The sequence below is a fragment of the Streptomyces sp. GESEQ-35 genome, assembly GCF_017948485.1.
Classification (GTDB): Bacteria; Actinomycetota; Actinomycetes; order Streptomycetales; family Streptomycetaceae; genus Streptomyces.
The window spans coordinates 82,237-98,996 of sequence record NZ_JAFFSX010000034.1; the positions used below are offsets into that span (position 1 = coordinate 82,237).

At 70.1% G+C, this 16,760-nt stretch carries 15 protein-coding genes; 11 read left to right on the forward strand and 4 right to left on the reverse strand.

All coding sequences use genetic code 11. From position 1 onward, the window contains the following. Positions 1-90: 90 nt before the first annotated feature. The 10 genes from KCH87_RS42770 (at position 91) to KCH87_RS42815 (ending at position 8,330) form a co-directional block, all read left to right on the forward strand. Positions 91-1,020, forward strand: a complete 930-nt coding sequence (locus KCH87_RS42770) for a Rossmann-like and DUF2520 domain-containing protein (RefSeq protein ID WP_210593346.1) — start codon at positions 91-93, stop codon at positions 1,018-1,020. After that, positions 1,017-2,018 carry a pantoate--beta-alanine ligase gene (panC, locus tag KCH87_RS42775; protein ID WP_210593347.1) on the forward strand — a complete coding sequence of 334 codons (1,002 nt, stop codon included), beginning with the start codon at positions 1,017-1,019 and terminating at the stop codon, positions 2,016-2,018. Before KCH87_RS42770 ends, panC begins: the two co-directional genes overlap by 4 nt. After that, positions 2,015-3,799, forward strand: coding sequence for an L-aspartate oxidase (locus KCH87_RS42780; RefSeq protein ID WP_210593348.1), 1,785 nt, complete (start codon positions 2,015-2,017; stop codon positions 3,797-3,799). The genes panC and KCH87_RS42780 overlap by 4 nt, the downstream gene beginning before the upstream one ends. A gap of 5 nt (positions 3,800-3,804) precedes the next feature. Continuing rightward, positions 3,805-4,782: a carboxylating nicotinate-nucleotide diphosphorylase gene (nadC, locus tag KCH87_RS42785; protein WP_210593396.1), complete on the forward strand. Its 978-nt coding sequence runs from the start codon at positions 3,805-3,807 to the stop codon at positions 4,780-4,782. 2 nt (positions 4,783-4,784) lie between these two features. Beyond that, positions 4,785-5,582 carry a type III pantothenate kinase gene (locus KCH87_RS42790; RefSeq protein ID WP_210593349.1) on the forward strand — a complete coding sequence of 266 codons (798 nt, stop codon included), beginning with the start codon at positions 4,785-4,787 and terminating at the stop codon, positions 5,580-5,582. A 160-nt stretch (positions 5,583-5,742) separates the two neighbouring features. Next, a complete protein-coding gene (locus tag KCH87_RS42795; protein WP_210593397.1) occupies positions 5,743-6,372 on the forward strand; it encodes a hypothetical protein in 630 nt (209 codons plus the stop codon). Between the two features lie 79 nt (positions 6,373-6,451). Then, positions 6,452-6,631: a hypothetical protein gene (locus KCH87_RS42800; protein ID WP_210593350.1), complete on the forward strand. Its 180-nt coding sequence runs from the start codon at positions 6,452-6,454 to the stop codon at positions 6,629-6,631. A gap of 161 nt (positions 6,632-6,792) precedes the next feature. After that, on the forward strand, positions 6,793-7,221 hold the full coding sequence (locus KCH87_RS42805; protein ID WP_247197649.1) for a BlaI/MecI/CopY family transcriptional regulator: 429 nt from the start codon (positions 6,793-6,795) through the stop codon (positions 7,219-7,221). Between the two features lie 9 nt (positions 7,222-7,230). Continuing rightward, positions 7,231-7,770, forward strand: a complete 540-nt coding sequence (locus KCH87_RS42810) for an amino-acid N-acetyltransferase (protein ID WP_210593352.1) — start codon at positions 7,231-7,233, stop codon at positions 7,768-7,770. A 224-nt stretch (positions 7,771-7,994) separates the two neighbouring features. Further along, a complete protein-coding gene (locus tag KCH87_RS42815; RefSeq protein WP_210577987.1) occupies positions 7,995-8,330 on the forward strand; it encodes an Lsr2 family protein in 336 nt (111 codons plus the stop codon). 22 nt (positions 8,331-8,352) lie between these two features. Here the strand turns inward: KCH87_RS42815 and KCH87_RS42820 are convergent, their stop codons facing one another. Continuing rightward, positions 8,353-8,934, reverse strand: a complete 582-nt coding sequence (locus KCH87_RS42820; RefSeq protein WP_247197650.1) for an SCO3374 family protein — start codon at positions 8,932-8,934, stop codon at positions 8,353-8,355. 469 nt (positions 8,935-9,403) lie between these two features. Here KCH87_RS42820 and KCH87_RS42825 point away from each other — a divergent pair, with 469 nt between their 5' ends. Further along, entirely contained in the window at positions 9,404-11,929 is a 2,526-nt protein-coding gene (locus KCH87_RS42825; protein WP_210593354.1) for an ATP-dependent Clp protease ATP-binding subunit, read from the forward strand. Positions 11,930-12,010: 81 nt separating this feature from the next. Here KCH87_RS42825 and KCH87_RS42830 read toward each other — a convergent pair whose 3' ends face one another. The 3 genes from KCH87_RS42830 to KCH87_RS42840 all read right to left on the reverse strand — a co-directional run bounded on the left by KCH87_RS42830 (position 12,011) and on the right by KCH87_RS42840 (position 16,408). Continuing rightward, entirely contained in the window at positions 12,011-15,217 is a 3,207-nt protein-coding gene (locus tag KCH87_RS42830; RefSeq protein WP_210593355.1) for a serine protease, read from the reverse strand. Further along, positions 15,214-15,615, reverse strand: coding sequence for a trypco2 family protein (locus tag KCH87_RS42835; RefSeq protein ID WP_210593356.1), 402 nt, complete (start codon positions 15,613-15,615; stop codon positions 15,214-15,216). Before KCH87_RS42835 ends, KCH87_RS42830 begins: the two co-directional genes overlap by 4 nt. A gap of 157 nt (positions 15,616-15,772) precedes the next feature. Next, a complete protein-coding gene (locus tag KCH87_RS42840; protein WP_210593357.1) occupies positions 15,773-16,408 on the reverse strand; it encodes an HAD family acid phosphatase in 636 nt (211 codons plus the stop codon). Between the last annotated feature and the right edge of the window lie 352 nt (positions 16,409-16,760).

Sequence of the window (16,760 nt, forward strand, 5' to 3'; positions counted from 1 at the left end):
ACAACCGGACGCCCCTGCAACCGATCGCGTTAACATGACGAGAAATCGTCCGGTACCCAGAGCGGACTGGAACGGGAAGGCCTCCGTCGAGTGAGTACAGTCCAACAGCCAGACCCCAAGGACCGCCCCGCGCGGCTCAGCGTCGGCGTTGTCGGCGCCGGTCGAGTGGGCCCTGCGCTGGCCGCGTCCCTCCAGCTCGCCGGCCACCGCCCGGTCGCCGTCTCCGGGGTCTCCGAAGCCTCCAGAAGGCGGGCCTCGCTGCTGCTCCCCGACGTGCCGCTGATGCCGCCCGCCGAGGTTCTCGAGCGCGCCGACCTGGTCCTGCTCACCGTCCCGGACGACGCCCTGCCCGCGCTCGTGGAGGGCCTCGCCGAGACCGGCGCCGTACGGCCGGGGCAGCTGCTGGTGCACACCTCCGGGCGGTACGGCGCGAACGTCCTGAACCCCGCCCTGCGCGCCGGCGCGCTGCCGCTGGCCCTGCACCCCGCGATGACCTTCACCGGCACTCCTGTGGACGTCCAGCGCCTCGCGGGATGCTCCTTCGGCGTGACCGCGCCCGACCAGCTGCGGCTGGCCGCCGAGGCCCTCGTGATCGAGATGGGCGGCGAGCCCGAGTGGATCGCCGAGGAGAACCGCCCGCTCTACCACGCGGCTCTCGCGCTCGGCGCCAACCACCTGGTCACGCTGGTCGCCCAGTCCATGGAGCTGCTGCGCACGGCCGGCGTCGACGCCCCCGACCGGATGCTCGGCCCGCTGCTCGGAGCCGCCCTCGACAATGCCCTGCGCTCCGGCGACGCGGCCCTCACCGGCCCCGTCGCGCGCGGGGATGCGGGCACCGTCGCCGCGCACGTCACCGAGCTGCGCAGGCACGCCCCTCAGACCGTCGCGGGCTATCTGGCGATGGCCCGCGCGACCGCCGACCGGGCACTCGCCCACGGTCTGCTGAAGCCGGAGCTCGCCGAGGACCTCCTGGGGGTCCTCGCCAATGGGACCGACGGGACCGAAGGGGACGCCCGATGACCACCGCCCTGCTGCGCACCTCCGGTGAGCTGCACTCACGCGCGCGTGCGGGCCGCCGCGCCGTGGTGATGACCATGGGCGCCCTGCACGAGGGCCACGCCACCCTGGTCCGTGCCGCGCGCGAGATCGCCGGCCCGGACGGCGAGGTCGTCGTCACCGTCTTCGTCAACCCGCTTCAGTTCGGCAAGGGCGAGGACCTCGACCGCTACCCGCGCACCCTCGAAGCCGACGTCAAGATCGCCGAACAGTCGGGCGCGGACGCCGTGTTCGCCCCGTCCGTGGACGAGGTCTACCCGGGCGGCGAACCGCAGGTCCGCATCAGCGCGGGCCCCATGGGCGAAGGCCTCGAAGGCGCCTCCCGCCCGGGCCACTTCGACGGCATGCTCACCGTCGTCGCCAAGCTGCTGCATCTCACCCGCCCCGACATCGCCCTGTACGGCCAGAAGGACGCCCAGCAACTCGCCCTGATCCGGCGCATGGTGCGGGACCTGAACTTCGGCGTCGAGATCGTCGGCGTACCGACCGTGCGCGAGGACGACGGTCTGGCCCTGTCCAGCCGCAACCGCTATCTGTCGCCCCAGGAGCGGCGCACGGCCCTCGCGCTGTCCCAGGCGCTCTTCGCGGGCCTCGACCGGCACGCGGCGCAGGAGGCGCTGCGGGCGCGGGCGCGTGAAGTGCCCGCCACGCGCGCGCGTGCCGAGGCGCTCAGCGCCATAGGGGAGTCCCGCGCGGCGGCCGACGCGCACGCCGTCGCCAAGGCCGTTCCGGGCGCCCCGTCGGCCGTCCGCGCGGCCGCTCGTCTGGTCCTCGACGAGGCGGCACGTCTCAACCCGCCGCTCGAACTGGACTATCTGGCCCTCGTCGACCCGTCCGACTTCAGCGAGATCGAGGACGACTTCACCGGTGAGGCCGTCCTCGCCGTCGCCGCCCGGGTCGGGACGACCCGGCTGATCGACAACATCCCCCTCACGTTCGGAACCTTCGGAGCCGCCTCGTGACCAGCACCGGCATACGACTGCACACGCCCGCCCCTGGGTGGTCCATCGCGGCGGACGTGGTGGTCGTCGGGTCCGGCGTCGCCGGCCTGACCACGGCCCTGCGTTGCGAGGCGGCCGGCCTCACGACGGTCGTCGTCACCAAGGCCCGCCTCGACGACGGCTCCACCCGCTGGGCGCAGGGCGGCATCGCCGCGGCCCTGGGCGAGGGCGACACCCCCGAGCAGCATCTGGACGACACACTCGTCGCGGGCGCGGGCCTGTGCGACGAGGAAGCCGTCCGGATCCTCGTCACCGAGGGCCCGGACGCCGTACGGCGGCTCATCGAAACGGGCGCCCACTTCGACGAGTCCTCCGAGGGAGAGCTGGCGCTGACCCGCGAGGGCGGCCACCACCGGCGCCGTATCGCGCACGCCGGGGGCGACGCGACGGGCGCGGAGATCTCCCGCGCGCTTGTCGAGGCGGTACGCGCAGACAGGAGGGGCGAGCGCGAAGCGCTCTCGGGCAAGGGTGGTGGTGGGCGACGGGCGGGACTGCGCACCATCGAGAACGCGCTCGTCCTGGACCTGCTGACGGACCCGGACGGCCGTACCGCGGGCGTGACCCTGCACGTCATGGGCGAGGGCCAGCACGACGGTGTGGGCGCCGTGCACGCCCCCGCCGTCGTCCTCGCGACCGGCGGCATGGGCCAGGTGTTCTCCGCGACCACCAACCCGTCGGTGTCGACCGGCGACGGCGTGGCGCTCGCCCTGCGCGCCGGCGCGGAGGTCTCCGACCTCGAATTCGTGCAGTTTCACCCCACCGTGCTGTTCCTGGGCCCGGACGCGGAGGGCCAGCAGCCCCTCGTCTCCGAGGCGGTACGCGGCGAGGGCGCCCACCTGGTCGACGCCGACGGGGTGCGCTTCATGACCGGACAGCACGAGCTGGCCGAACTGGCGCCCCGGGACATCGTCGCCAAGGGCATCATGCGCCGTATGCAGGAGCAGGACGCCGAGCACATGTTCCTCGACGCCCGCCACTTCGGTGCCGACATGTGGGAGCACCGTTTCCCGACGATCCTCGCCGCCTGCCGCGCCCACGGCATCGACCCCGTCCACGAGCCCGTCCCGGTCGCCCCGGCCGCCCACTACGCCTCCGGCGGTGTCCGCACGGACTCCCAGGGCCGTACGACCGTCCCCGGCCTGTACGCGTGCGGCGAGGTCGCCTGCACCGGCGTGCACGGCGCGAACCGGCTCGCGTCCAACTCCCTCCTGGAGGGCCTGGTCTACGCCGAGCGCATCGCCGAGGACATCGCGGCGAGCCACGCCGGGAACGGCCTCCACGCGCGTGTGCCGCACCCGGTCCCGTACCCCGAGGTGCCCGCGCACCCCCTGCTGGAGCCCGAGGCGCGGTTCGCGATCCAGCGGATCATGACCGAGGGCGCCGGCGTCCTGCGTTCCGCCGAGTCCCTCGCCAAGGCGGCCGAACAGCTCCAGGGGCTGCACACCGACGCCCGCGACGCCCTGCACGAGAACGGCAAGACGGCCGAGCCCGGCGTCGACACCTGGGAGGCCACCAACCTCCTGTGCGTGGCCCGCGTTCTGGTCGCCGCCGCCCGGCAGCGCGAGGAGACCCGCGGCTGCCACTGGCGCGAGGACCACGCCGAGCGCGACGACACCGCATGGCGGCGCCACATCGTCGTACGGCTGAATCCGGACCGCACACTCGCCGTACACACCACCGATACCGCAGACTTCCCCCCGACCCGGCAGCACCATCCGGCGCAGCGTCCCCAGGAGCAGTGACAGCAGTGGATACCCCCGACCTTCCCCTCGCACAGGACGACGGCTGCGGCGACGGCTGCGCCTGCGGTGCGGACACCGGCGACGAGTACCTGGAGTGCGGGCTCGATCCCGCACTCGCCGAGCTCCTGGCCGAGGCCGGACTCGACCCCGTGGAGGTCGAGGACATCGCCACCGTGGCCATCCAGGAGGACCTCGACCACGGAGTGGACGTGACGACGGTCGCGACCATCCCCGAGGACGCCGTGGCCACCGCCGACTTCACCGCGCGCGAGGCGGGCGTCGTGGCGGGCCTCAGGGTCGCCGAGGCGGTGCTCTCCGTGGTCTGCGAGGACGAGTTCGCCGTCGAGCGGCACGTGGAGGACGGTGACCGGGTGGAGGCGGGCCAGAAGCTCCTGTCCGTCACCACGCGCACGCGCGACCTGCTCACGGCAGAGCGCAGCGCGCTCAACCTCCTGTGCCGCCTCTCCGGTATCGCGACCGCCACGCGCGCGTGGGCGGACGTTCTGGAGGGCACGAAGACGAAGGTCCGCGACACCCGCAAGACGACTCCGGGCCTGCGTTCGCTGGAGAAGTTCGCCGTGCGCTGCGGCGGCGGGATGAACCACCGGATGTCGCTGTCCGACGCGGCCCTGGTCAAGGACAACCATGTGGTCGCCGCGGGCGGGGTCGGGCAGGCCTTCAAGGCCGTACGGGAGGCCTTCCCGGACGTACCGATCGAGGTCGAGGTCGACACCCTGCACCAGCTGCGCGAGGTCGTGGACGCGGGCGCCGACCTGATCCTGCTGGACAACTTCACGCCGGGCGACTGCGAGGAGGCGGTGGCCGTCGTGCACGGCCGCGCCGCCCTGGAGGCGTCCGGACGCCTCACCCTGGAGAACGCGAAGGCGTACGCGGACACCGGCGTGGACTACCTGGCCGTCGGCGCCCTCACCCACTCCTCGCCGATCCTGGACATCGGCCTCGACCTCCGTGAGGCGGAGTAGCCATGCTCCTCACGATCGACGTCGGCAACACGCACACCGTCCTCGGCCTGTTCGACGGCGAGGACATCGTCGAGCACTGGCGGATCTCGACGGACGCGCGCCGTACGGCCGACGAACTGGCGGTACTGCTACAGGGTCTCATGGGCATGCATCCGCTCCTCGGAGAGGAGCTGGGCGACGGCATCGACGGGATCGCGATCTGCGCGACCGTGCCGAGCGTGCTGCACGAGCTGCGTGAGGTGACGCGGCGCTACTACGGCGACGTGCCTGCGGTGCTGGTCGAGCCCGGCGTCAAGACGGGGGTGCCGATCCTGACCGACAACCCCAAGGAGGTCGGCGCGGACCGGATCATCAACGCGGTGGCGGCGGTCGAGCTGTACGGCGGGCCCGCGATCGTCGTGGACTTCGGTACGGCGACGACGTTCGACGCGGTCAGCTCGCGCGGGGAGTACATCGGCGGGGTCATCGCGCCCGGCATCGAGATCTCCGTGGAGGCGCTCGGTGTCAGGGGCGCGCAGCTGCGGAAGATCGAGGTGGCGCGGCCGCGGAGCGTGATCGGCAAGAACACGGTCGAGGCGATGCAGTCGGGGATCATCTACGGGTTCGCGGGGCAGGTGGACGGTGTCGTGAACCGGATGGCCCGGGAGTTGGCCGAGGATCCGGATGAGGTGACGGTGATCGCGACGGGTGGGCTGGCGCCGATGGTGCTGGGCGAGTCCTCGGTGATCGACGAGCATGAGCCCTGGCTGACATTGATCGGCTTGCGGTTGGTCTACGAGCGCAATGTGTCCCGCATGTGACCCGCCCTCGCCGCCCATACCCGTCCGGTGAGGTTGCCTGATCTGTGTCGGGTCGCGTCCGGGCGGGTGGCTCTTGCGCCACACCGGGGGATATGACGGAATTTGTCTGATTAGCGCGTATCGTCACCTCATGCCCACGCCATACGGATTCCGCGGCGGCATGGCGTTCGGTGCGGAGGAGCTGCGTGTGCTCCGCCGCGCTCTCGCCCTCGCCCTTCAGCCCAGCCCGGTCTCGGCCGAGGATGTCCAGGACTGCCGTCGTCTCACCGAGTCCCTCGATGAGGCGGTGCGTGAGGGTGCCCGGTTGCGGGCCTTCCTGGTGGCCGACGTCGCCAGGTACCGCGCCGCCCTGCCCGGCACCGCCGCCGGCTATCTCACGCTGCTGGAGGAGGCGCTGCGCGCGGGGTACCGGCCGGACCCCGACGACCTCGCCGCGCTCCGGGCCCTGCGCGGCAACCCTGTCGCGGCAGCCCTCCTCGACCGCTGCCGGACGCTCGCCGAGCAGGACGTACGCGTGCGTGTCGCGCGCGCCACGGCCCGATCCGCCGCACCGAGTGCGGCCGCCTCCCACAGGCGCCTCACGGCCCTTCCCGGCGGTCTCGTCGGGGACGCCGGGGAGGAACCCGTGCGCAGGCCCGAGAAGAAGCCCGCGGAGAAGCCGGCCCCGAAGCCCGCCCCCGCCCCGGCCGCCCCGAGGCCCGCCCGCCCCATCCCCCCCCCGGGCGAAGTCTTCCCGCGCCGCAAACCCGCCTCGCCGCCGAACCCGTCGCGGCAGCTCGTCGCAGGTTGAGCGGCGGGCTTCGGCGTCGGCAACCGGGAAGCCCCAACCCCGCCCCGTCCCCTCCCCGCCCCGTGGCTACCCTGGTCGCATGGACTACGTCTCCGCGCTGCTGCCTCCGGCCGTCATGGCCGTGTTCTTCATCGGTGTGATCCGGGTGATCGTGAAGACCCAGGGCGGGGCCAACAAGACCAAGGAAGACGCGGCCGTCGACGCCGCCATCGCGCGCGTGGAGGGCGCCCGTCAGACCCCCTCCGGCACCGACGCCTGACGCCTGACGGGGTCGCTCCCGCGCTCACCGCGCACTTTCAAGCCGTACGCCCTTTTCGTTCCTGTTTGTTGGTCAATGTGCCCGTCCGGCACGCCAATGCGGAGATCTCCCACTATTGTCGAGTTGTGCCTCGCCCATTGGGAGAACTCGAAGACTCGGTCATGACGCGGGTGTGGAAGTGGAACCGCCCGGTGACCGTTCGAGAAGTCCTCGAAGATCTTCAGCAGGAACGGTCCATCGCCTACACCACGGTGATGACCGTTTTGGACAATCTCCATCAGAAGGGCTGGGTGCGCCGCGAGGCGGAAGGCCGGGCCTATCGATATGAGGCGGTCTCCACCCGAGCCGCCTACGCCGCCGCGCTGATGAACGAGGCCTGGTCCCAGAGCGACAACCCGGCGGCCGCTCTCGTCGCCTTCTTCGGCATGATGAGCGACGAACAGCGACAGTCGCTCCGGGACGCCGTACGGATCGTCCAAGGACCGGAAGAAACAGCCGAAGCCGCGCAAGCGGCCGGCACTCCCGATACCGCCGAAGCGGATACCCGAGGGGAGAACCCCGGCTCGGCGCCGGAGGCCCCCGGGCGATAGCGTCCGCTCATGTCAGTACAGCGCCCCGAAGTCGCCGCAAAAGCCATCATCGTCCGGCGGGCCCGCACCAGCGATGTCCCGGACGTGCGCCGTCTCCTCGACGCGTACGCCCGCGACCGGATCCTGCTCGACAAAGCCACGGTGACGCTTTACGAGGACATCCAGGAGTTCTGGGTCGCGGAACGGGGCGCCGGCTCAACTTCTGAGGTGGTCGGCTGCGGCGCTCTGCATGTGATGTGGGAAGACCTGGCCGAAGTGCGCACTCTCGCAGTGAAGCCCGGTCTGAAGGGTGCGGGTGTCGGGCATCAGTTGCTGGAGAAGTTGCTGCACACCGCGCGCTGGCTCGGTGTTCGACGCGTATTCTGCCTGACCTTCGAAGTGGACTTCTTCGTCAAGCACGGCTTCGTCGAGATCGGCGAGACACCTGTTGACACCGACGTCTACGCGGAGCTGCTGCGTTCCTATGACGAGGGTGTGGCGGAGTTCCTCGGTCTCGAACGAGTGAAACCGAACACCTTGGGCAACAGCCGGATGCTTCTGCATCTGTGATCGCCGAGAAGTTTTCAAGCTGACAGCACTGCCCAGGTTCCCTATGTCCGAAACGCGCATGTTTCCGGACCGGGGGTGACCAGTGGGTCTCTCCCAGGGGTTTGTGTTTTTCCAGCAAAAGCGGTTTGCTTTCCGACGTACTGCAGTACTGCATATAACAGGGGACGGCGAAACGGCGGACGCCGCAGACCCCAGCCCTCAAGTTATCGATGAAAGGAAATCCGGTGGCACAGAAGGTTCAGGTCCTTCTTGTCGACGACCTCGACGGCGGCGAGGCGGACGAGACCGTGACGTTCGCGCTGGACGGCAAGACATACGAGATCGATCTCACGACCGCCAATGCGGACAAGCTGCGCGGCCTTCTCGAGCCTTACGTGAAGGGTGGTCGTCGCACCGGAGGCCGTGCTTCGGGTGGGCGCGGAAAGGCGCGTGCCGCTTCCGGTGGCAGCCAGGACACCGCGCAGATCCGCGCCTGGGCGAAGGAGAACGGTTACGAGGTCAACGACCGCGGCCGTGTTCCCGCGACCATTCGCGAGGCGTACGAGAAGGCCAACGCCTGATCGCGAGGCCTTTGACAAGGCCTTATGGCAGGGCCAATGGCTGAGCGCACGCGCGCCACAGCCGCAATCGGTGACAACGCGTTGCCACCGTGTCCAGAAGGCGCACCAGATCGGGGGCGTCTCCACTGCCCCCCAGGGCCGACAGCGTCGGCAGCGAGACCTCGACCTCGCATCCCGGCTCGGGGGGCCGCAGCCACACGGCGGCCCCCCGGAGAGCGTCGGAGCGGACCGAAGGCGGCCGGGCTCCCGTGGAGCCACTCCCCGGAGGCAGGGGCGCGTCCATGAGGCCGCCCTCGCCGGTCGCCCTCAGATCGAGCGCCAGGGTGCCCCACTCCAGCCAGTCCAGCAGCCCAGGCAGCTCCTCAGTGCTGCCCGCGGCCACCAGCAGCCGCATCCGGTCGCCCTGTACGGCCACCGGAGAGCCCGGCGCCAGGTGGCGCAGCGCGGACCGGCCCGCCTCGGCCGGCATGTCCAGGACGTCGAAGCGCAGGCCCAGGGGAAGTCGTACGGGATTCCCGGGCACCGTCGCCCACCCCAGTTCGTTCTCGTACCACCGGCGGACCTGATCGCTCGGGTCGAGTGACCGTCGGGGGGAGGGGACCATGGAGATTGCGGGCGAAGTCGAACAGCCGGTGGCAACCATGCCAAGTGAAACTGCCGAAAAACCCTTCAAGTTACGCTGGGTGTTCTTGCGGACGCACAGAGTGCCGGAAAAGGGGGCGCGCGGGGGTGTGGTGTGGTGCAAGGTTGTTCGCCCGTAGCGGAGGGAACCGGTGCACGCGGCATGGACTGTCGGTCCGAGCGGGTAAGACATCCCTAGTGGGAGGGGGCGACACGCAGGACGGGCCGTCTCACGTTCGCCATCGGCGTACTGATGGTGAGGGTAACTGCCTGGCCTGCGGGAACATCATCTCGCACCATCGGGTTGGAGCAGATGTCGGCGTTCGGGGTCAGGAGGCCATCGACGGTGTCGGCAGTTGGAATGAGCGGTCCCCGCTTGCGGGACTAAGCTGCGGAAGGACAGGGAGGGGAAGTTCCCCCCACTGCCTGACCGCTCTGAGGAGCGATTAACGATGTTCGAGAGGTTCACCGACCGCGCGCGGCGGGTTGTCGTCCTGGCTCAGGAAGAAGCCCGGATGCTCAACCACAACTACATCGGCACCGAGCACATCCTCCTGGGCCTGATCCACGAGGGTGAGGGTGTCGCCGCCAAGGCCCTTGAGAGCCTCGGGATTTCGCTCGAGGCGGTCCGCCAGCAGGTGGAGGAGATCATCGGGCAGGGGCAGCAGGCCCCGTCCGGGCACATCCCCTTCACCCCCCGTGCCAAGAAGGTCCTGGAGCTGTCGCTCCGCGAGGCCCTTCAGCTGGGCCACAACTACATCGGCACGGAGCACATCCTGCTCGGCCTGATCCGTGAGGGCGAGGGCGTCGCCGCCCAGGTCCTGGTCAAGCTGGGCGCAGATCTCAACCGGGTGCGGCAGCAGGTCATCCAGCTGCTCTCCGGTTACCAGGGCAAGGAGACCGCCACCGCCGGCGGGCCTGCCGAGGGCACCCCCTCGACGTCCCTGGTCCTCGACCAGTTCGGCCGGAACCTCACCCAGGCCGCTCGTGAGTCCAAGCTCGACCCGGTCATCGGGCGCGAGAAGGAGATCGAGCGGGTCATGCAGGTGCTGTCCCGCCGTACGAAGAACAACCCGGTCCTGATCGGTGAGCCCGGCGTCGGCAAGACCGCCGTCGTCGAGGGGCTCGCCCAGGCCATCGTCAAGGGCGAGGTGCCCGAGACGCTGAAGGACAAGCACCTCTACACGCTTGACCTCGGCGCGCTGGTCGCCGGCTCCCGCTACCGCGGTGACTTCGAGGAGCGCCTGAAGAAGGTGCTCAAGGAGATCCGCACCCGCGGCGACATCATCCTGTTCATCGACGAGCTGCACACGCTGGTCGGTGCGGGTGCCGCCGAGGGCGCCATCGACGCGGCCTCCATCCTGAAGCCGATGCTGGCCCGCGGTGAGCTTCAGACCATCGGTGCCACCACGCTGGACGAGTACCGCAAGCACCTGGAGAAGGACGCGGCCCTCGAGCGCCGCTTCCAGCCGATCCAGGTCGCGGAGCCGTCCCTGCCGCACACGATCGAGATCCTCAAGGGTCTGCGTGACCGGTACGAGGCGCACCACCGTGTCTCGATCACCGACGAGGCGCTGGTCCAGGCCGCCACCCTGGCCGACCGGTACATCTCGGACCGCTTCCTTCCCGACAAGGCGATCGACCTGATCGACGAGGCGGGCTCCCGGATGCGCATCCGCCGGATGACCGCTCCGCCGGACCTGCGCGAGTTCGACGAGAAGATCGCCGGTGTCCGCCGGGACAAGGAGTCCGCGATCGACTCGCAGGACTTCGAGAAGGCCGCGTCCCTGCGCGACAAGGAGAAGCAGCTCCTGGCCGCGAAGGCGAAGCGCGAGAAGGAGTGGAAGGCCGGCGACATGGACGTCGTCGCCGAGGTCGACGGCGAGCTGATCGCCGAGGTCCTCGCGACCGCCACCGGCATCCCGGTCTTCAAGCTGACCGAGGAGGAGTCCTCGCGTCTGCTGCGCATGGAGGACGAGCTCCACAAGCGGGTCATCGGCCAGGTCGACGCCGTCAAGGCGCTGTCGAAGGCGATCCGTCGTACGCGTGCGGGTCTGAAGGACCCCAAGCGTCCGGGTGGTTCGTTCATCTTCGCGGGCCCGTCCGGTGTCGGTAAGACCGAACTCTCCAAGGCTCTGGCCGAGTTCCTCTTCGGTGACGAGGACGCGCTGATCTCCCTCGACATGTCGGAGTTCAGCGAGAAGCACACGGTGTCGCGTCTGTTCGGTTCGCCCCCCGGATACGTGGGCTACGAAGAGGGCGGCCAGCTGACCGAGAAGGTCCGCCGCAAGCCGTTCTCGGTGGTCCTGTTCGACGAGGTCGAGAAGGCTCACCCGGACATCTTCAACAGCCTTCTCCAGATCCTGGAGGACGGTCGCCTGACCGACTCCCAGGGCCGGGTCGTGGACTTCAAGAACACGGTCATCATCATGACGACCAACCTCGGTACCCGGGACATCTCCAAGGGCTTCAACCTGGGCTTCGCGGCCTCGGGTGACAAGAAGACCAACTACGAGCGCATGAAGAACAAGGTCTCGGACGAGCTCAAGCAGCACTTCCGTCCCGAGTTCCTCAACCGCGTCGACGACGTGGTCGTCTTCCCGCAGCTGACCCAGGACGACATCCTCAAGATCGTCGACCTGATGATCGGCAAGGTCGACGAGCGCCTCAAGGACCGGGACATGGGCATCGAGCTCTCCCAGTCCGCCAAGGAGCTGCTGTCCACCAAGGGGTACGACCAGGTGCTGGGTGCGCGTCCGCTGCGTCGCACCATCCAGCGCGAGATCGAGGACACGCTCTCCGAGAAGATCCTCTTCGGCGAGCTGCGCCCCGGTCACATCGTGGTCGTGGACACCGAGGGCGAGGGTGAGACCAAGACCTTCACCTTCCGCGGCGAGGAGAAGTCGGCGCTGCCGGACGTCCCGCCGATCGAGCAGGCGGCCGGTGGGGCTGGGCCCAACCTGAGCAAGGAGGCGTAAGCCTCTCAGCGCCTCGTACCGAAGGGGCCGGTGCCGTGCAGGCACCGGCCCCTTCGTGGTGCCCGGGCTCGTTCGCGGTGTTCAGGCCAGCGCCACCGTCACATGCGGCATGCTCGCCCGGAGCCGGGCAAGCCCCGGGTCGTCCGCGTTCAGCCGATGTCCCCGGGCACACACCAGGTTGAGCGTGCCGAGCGAGGGGAAGACGGCCGCCAGTACATCGACATCCCGAAGTTCCGTCAGCTGCCACAGATGCAGCGACCGTACCCGGGGCATGGCGCCGAACTGCCGGAGCTCCGCGAAGGACCGTACGGTCGTGTCGACCTCCCGGATCCGCCCGGAATCGCGGACGAACTCCCAGAACTCGGCGGGGTTCAGCGGCAGGGGCAGCACGACGGAGGTGAGCGCACCCCAAGCGTCGAGCCCCCGCGTGTCCACCAGCCGCTGCGCGGTCAGCGCCAGCCGCTCGACACCCTGATGCACGGGCAGGGACGCCACCGAGGTGAGGTGGGGAGTGGACAGGGTCAGGGAGGTGAGCGCGGGAATCTCCGCCAGCTTTCCCAGGTCCTCGGGCTGTAGCGGCACGCGCAGGGACAGATGGGTGAGCGCGGGCAGCTCGGCGACGGCCGAGATGTCCCTCAGGGCCGAGGCGTGCTCGGTCGCGCTGAGCTGATGCAGGTGCCGGCCGTGCGGAGGCAGGAAGTCCAGGTCCGCCAGGGCGGGCAGCCGTTCCAGGCGCAGCTGGCGCAGGGGTGGCAGCCGGGCGGCGGCGAGTTCGGGGGAGGTGAAGGGGCCGCTCAGGGCGAGTCGCCCGCCCGTCGGCAGCCCGTGTACCAGGTCCAGCTGCTCCCGGGTGTTCACCGGTAGCGTGCGGCTGGCCGGTATCCGGCTGAGTACCGAGCGGGCGTACTCGGCGGCGGGGAAGTTGTTCCACGCCTGCATCAGCCGCATCTGCACGATGCTCGGCAGCCCCGGAGTGCTCACGAGCCGTCGTGCGTACGGGATGGCCTGCGCACCGCCGACTCTGCCGACCAGGTCGGCGACCGCCCGCCCGCGTGCCGGACCCAGCTCCTCGGGATCGGGCAGGAACTGAAGGACGTACGGCCCGAGCCGTGCGACCTGCGAGACGTCGTCCGGGGTGAGGGACCTCATGAGGTCGGCGATCCGTGCGCGTACCCGCTCCTGAAGGCCGGGGGCGAGCCATGCCGCGTGCTGGGCGCACAGGGCGGTCAGGATGGACAGTTGCGTCCGCAGCGGCTTGCCGAGGCCGGGAGCGTCAGCGCGGGCGAGGAGTCCCGACAGCAGAGTGCCGATCGTCTCCCCTTGGCAGTGCCCGGCCGCGAGCAGGATCACGTCCTGCCACAGCCCGTCGTCGGCGTTGCGGACGAGTTCCCCCAGCGAGCTTCGCTCCACGAGATGCTTGGCGGCGAGGAAGTCCTGGAAGGTGCGGTGGATGAACTGGTAGGAGTCGTCCCCGCGTTCCTGGAGCAGGCCCGAGCGGTTGAGCAGGTGCGTGAGGATCGCCTCGGGGGTGCCCAGGCCGCGGGCCCGTTCCATGCCGGCCAGCGCCTCGGCCAGCTGCGGACGGGCCTCGTCGCGGCTGAACTCGGACTGGCCGCAGCGCACCAGCCAGACCGCGATGCGCTGAAGGATCTGGTTGTGCTCCTCGACGGTCATGGCGATGCCGTCCGGGGCGTCCAGCCGGCGCAGCCGGTCGCGGTGGCCGAGGAGCATCTCCAGGGCCGCCTGGTAGAGCCTGAACCGGGTCTCCGGCAGGAATCCCTGATGGCGGCGGTGCAGCGCGCAGATCACCGCGCACAGCAGCGGGGTGCGCGCCAGGTCGCTGAGCGCGGGGTTGTGCCGGAACTGCTGGGACAGGTCCTGTTCCAGTTCCGTGAGCAGTTCGTCGTCGTCCTCCAGCCGGGCCGCGCGATGCCAGGAGGAGATGAACGTCTGGATGTCCTCGTTCCGCATCGGCAGCAGGCGCAGCTCCTCGAAACGCTCCTCCTCCAGCCAGTCGGGCTCGACGGCCAGGGGGCGCACGGTCGCCACACATCGCGTGCGGGGATAGCGCGCGAGCAGCGCGCACAGCCAGCGGTGCGCCTCCTCCCGGTCGGTCTGCGGGACCTCGTCGAGGCCGTCCACCAGCAGCAGCGCGCGCCCCGCCTCCAGCACCCGGCCCGACCAGCCGTCGGGTGGCTGGTCGACCACCAGCCGCGCGGCGTGCGGAAGCCCGGCGGGCGAGGGGAAGGCGCCGTCCTGGGAGTGCAGGGTGCGCAGCGGGACGACGAACGGGACCAGGCCGTTGAGCCCGGCCAGGGTGGGGCCCAGGGTGCCGGCCGCGGTGTGCGCGGCCAGCCACCACACCAGGGTGGTCTTGCCGGCGCCCGCCTCGCCGCGCAGCAGCACGCGGGGACGGACGGACAGCAGGGTGTCGATGCGCTGCGGGGTGCGCCCGGTCGTGGAGAAGGGCTGCCGCGTCGTCGCCGTGTCCAGGTTCCGCGCCGCGGTCTCGGAGACACGGGGTACCGCCTCAAGGCTCAGATAGGCGGTGTTCAGATCCCACTCGGTCTCGCGGCGCGTGAGGTCGTCCAGACCGAAGATCCGCATCCTGCGGAACGCGATCTGCACGGCACGCGCGTAGTCGCGCTCGTATGCGCTGTCCTGCGGATGGTGCCGGGTGATCGGCTCGGTGTCCGGGATGTCGTACGGCAATCCCCTCAGGGCGCCTATCGGGACGCCCTCGGCGCGTAAGTGGCCCCGGCCGCGCGGGATCGAGGTCACGATGCCCAGGAGGACGTCGCCCGCGAAGACCGGCGCGCCGGAAAGCCCGGCCAGTGGGCTGGCCCGGTCCGTGAGTGACTCGGTCGCCGGGGCACGGTCGAACGAGAAGGTGAGCACGGAGCGCGGGTGGGCCGCGGCGGGCAGGACCTGGCCGGTGAACTGGTCCGTCGCGAGGAAGCGCCCGGCGTGCCGCTGGATGTCCGGGTAACCGATGATCTCGCAGTCCGGCAGCGCCTGTTCCGCGGCGAGATGGCCGACCCGGACGTGGGTGGAGCAGGGCAGTTCATCGGCGGTGTGCAGCAGGGCGGCGTCCTGCTCGGCGTCGGACCAGACGACCTGGGCGGCGGTGCGGCCGGTGCGCCGGGGCAGGGCGACCTCCGGCGTGGTGGTGTCGCCGAGGACGTGGGCGGAGGTCAGCACGAGCTGTCCGTTGAGCGCGACCCCGCTGCCCTGCCGGTCGCCGAGCACCACGACGGCGCGGCTCGCGGGGGAGTCTCCGGGGGTCATCGGGCGGGCGGCGCGGGGACGGGGACCGGGGCGGTGTTGCCGAGGCCCGCGCTGCTTACCCGGTCGTCGTCGCCGAAGCCCGCCGTGCTGCCGCGGTCGTCGTTGCCGACCTGCCAAGGCGTGTCCGTCCGGGAGTCGCGTGGGGTGAGGGTGAAGGCGATGCGGTGCGTACGGCCCGTACTGCGGGCGGTGTCGGCGCCCGCCTCCGCCACCCAGGCCCGGACCTTGCCGCTTCCCTTGGTCTCCTTGCGCAGCTCCACGGTGAACTCCATGTCGATGGGGCCCACTTCGAAGGAGACCGGCTGGCCTGTGGCGCGGGTGGTTGCCTCGATGAGCTGGTCGCGAACTGAGGCGATGGCGTCGGCGAGATCGATGCCGTCGATGGCGTGACCGTCCATGTGTCCCCCGTGGAGTGCGCGTCTGTGCACCTGGCAGTCTTTGTAACTACCATGATTTTACTGTGCTTTGGCGCGTCACACGGTGCTTCGTCACCAACTGGGTCACCTGACGAAGGGGCCGGCGCGCACAAAGGCGCCGGCCCCTGAAACGGCGGTCCTACGACAGCTGGCCGTCGTAGTCCGGCAGCTTGTACGTCTTCTCGGCGTGGCCGCCGGAGAGGTCGGTGGCGCTGTTGCCGATGTTGGCGATGATCGTGTAGCCCTTGGACTCGATGTCGACGCGCTGGGCGGTCTTGTAGGCGGCGACGTCCTTGAAGAGGTCGATGAAGCTGCGGACGTAGAGACCGGAGACGTCGTAGCCCTCGTGCTTGAGGTTGTACTCGGTGGGGGCGTAGATGATGCCCGGCCGGGCGGTCACGAAGAAGAGGTCGACGCCGTGCTCCTGGGCGTACTCGGCGACCTCGAGGACCGGCTGGTTGGCCGGCTGCGGGTAGCTGAAGCCGAAGTCCGTCTCCAGGGTGGTGTTGTCGATGTCGAAGACGATCGCCTGCTTCTCGCCCGGCTTGGTGTTGGCGATGCGCTGCTGCACGTACGGCATTGCCTGGTCCATCACCGCCTGGCAGTCGTTCTGCCAGGTGTCGTAGTCGACGTCCTCGGCGGCTGCGGCGGTGGCGGCCGTGGAGGTGCTCGTGGTGGTCGCGGCCTGGGCGCCGGCGGGGACGGCCATCGCGGTGACGGCGATGGTGGTGACGGCGGTCATGCCTATGCGGCGCGTCCAGGTGCCTCTGGTCATGGGGGTGGGGGTCCTCTCACGTCACACGTGCGCTGCCGGTTGTCGGAGGCATGCTCGTGGGTGGCAGTGGCCTGGGGGGAACCGGAAGGTTACTGGACGGTAGCTCTCGTCGAGAGGCGCGTCACACCGCAGGGTGCGCACTCGCGACGACAGCCGCGGGGTGCGTCCTTCTGCGGCGTAGCCCCGGTCACATTTCGAGGGCTCCTGAGCCTGTCGCCCGGTGACAAGCCGCACAGGCGATTTGTCCGTTACTAGGGCGGATAGTGGCAAGTCATGATCGGGCAAAACGGATGTTTAGTGCCGAACCGGCCTGCGAGTTTTGCCCTCTTGGGTGGATTTATTCCTGATGGGG

Coding starts and splice junctions, on each gene's coding strand:
- panC (WP_210593347.1), top strand. CDS start 1,017: ATGACCACCGCCCTGCTGCGCACCTCCGGTGAGCTGCACTCACGCGCG.
- KCH87_RS42790 (WP_210593349.1), top strand. CDS start 4,785: ATGCTCCTCACGATCGACGTCGGCAACACGCACACCGTCCTCGGCCTG.
- KCH87_RS42795 (WP_210593397.1), top strand. CDS start 5,743: ATGGCGTTCGGTGCGGAGGAGCTGCGTGTGCTCCGCCGCGCTCTCGCC.
- KCH87_RS42800 (WP_210593350.1), top strand. CDS start 6,452: ATGGACTACGTCTCCGCGCTGCTGCCTCCGGCCGTCATGGCCGTGTTC.
- KCH87_RS42805 (WP_247197649.1), top strand. CDS start 6,793: ATGACGCGGGTGTGGAAGTGGAACCGCCCGGTGACCGTTCGAGAAGTC.
- KCH87_RS42810 (WP_210593352.1), top strand. CDS start 7,231: ATGTCAGTACAGCGCCCCGAAGTCGCCGCAAAAGCCATCATCGTCCGG.
- KCH87_RS42820 (WP_247197650.1), bottom strand. CDS start 8,934: ATGGTCCCCTCCCCCCGACGGTCACTCGACCCGAGCGATCAGGTCCGC.
- KCH87_RS42825 (WP_210593354.1), top strand. CDS start 9,404: ATGTTCGAGAGGTTCACCGACCGCGCGCGGCGGGTTGTCGTCCTGGCT.
- KCH87_RS42830 (WP_210593355.1), bottom strand. CDS start 15,217: ATGACCCCCGGAGACTCCCCCGCGAGCCGCGCCGTCGTGGTGCTCGGC.
- KCH87_RS42835 (WP_210593356.1), bottom strand. CDS start 15,615: ATGGACGGTCACGCCATCGACGGCATCGATCTCGCCGACGCCATCGCC.
- KCH87_RS42840 (WP_210593357.1), bottom strand. CDS start 16,408: ATGACCAGAGGCACCTGGACGCGCCGCATAGGCATGACCGCCGTCACC.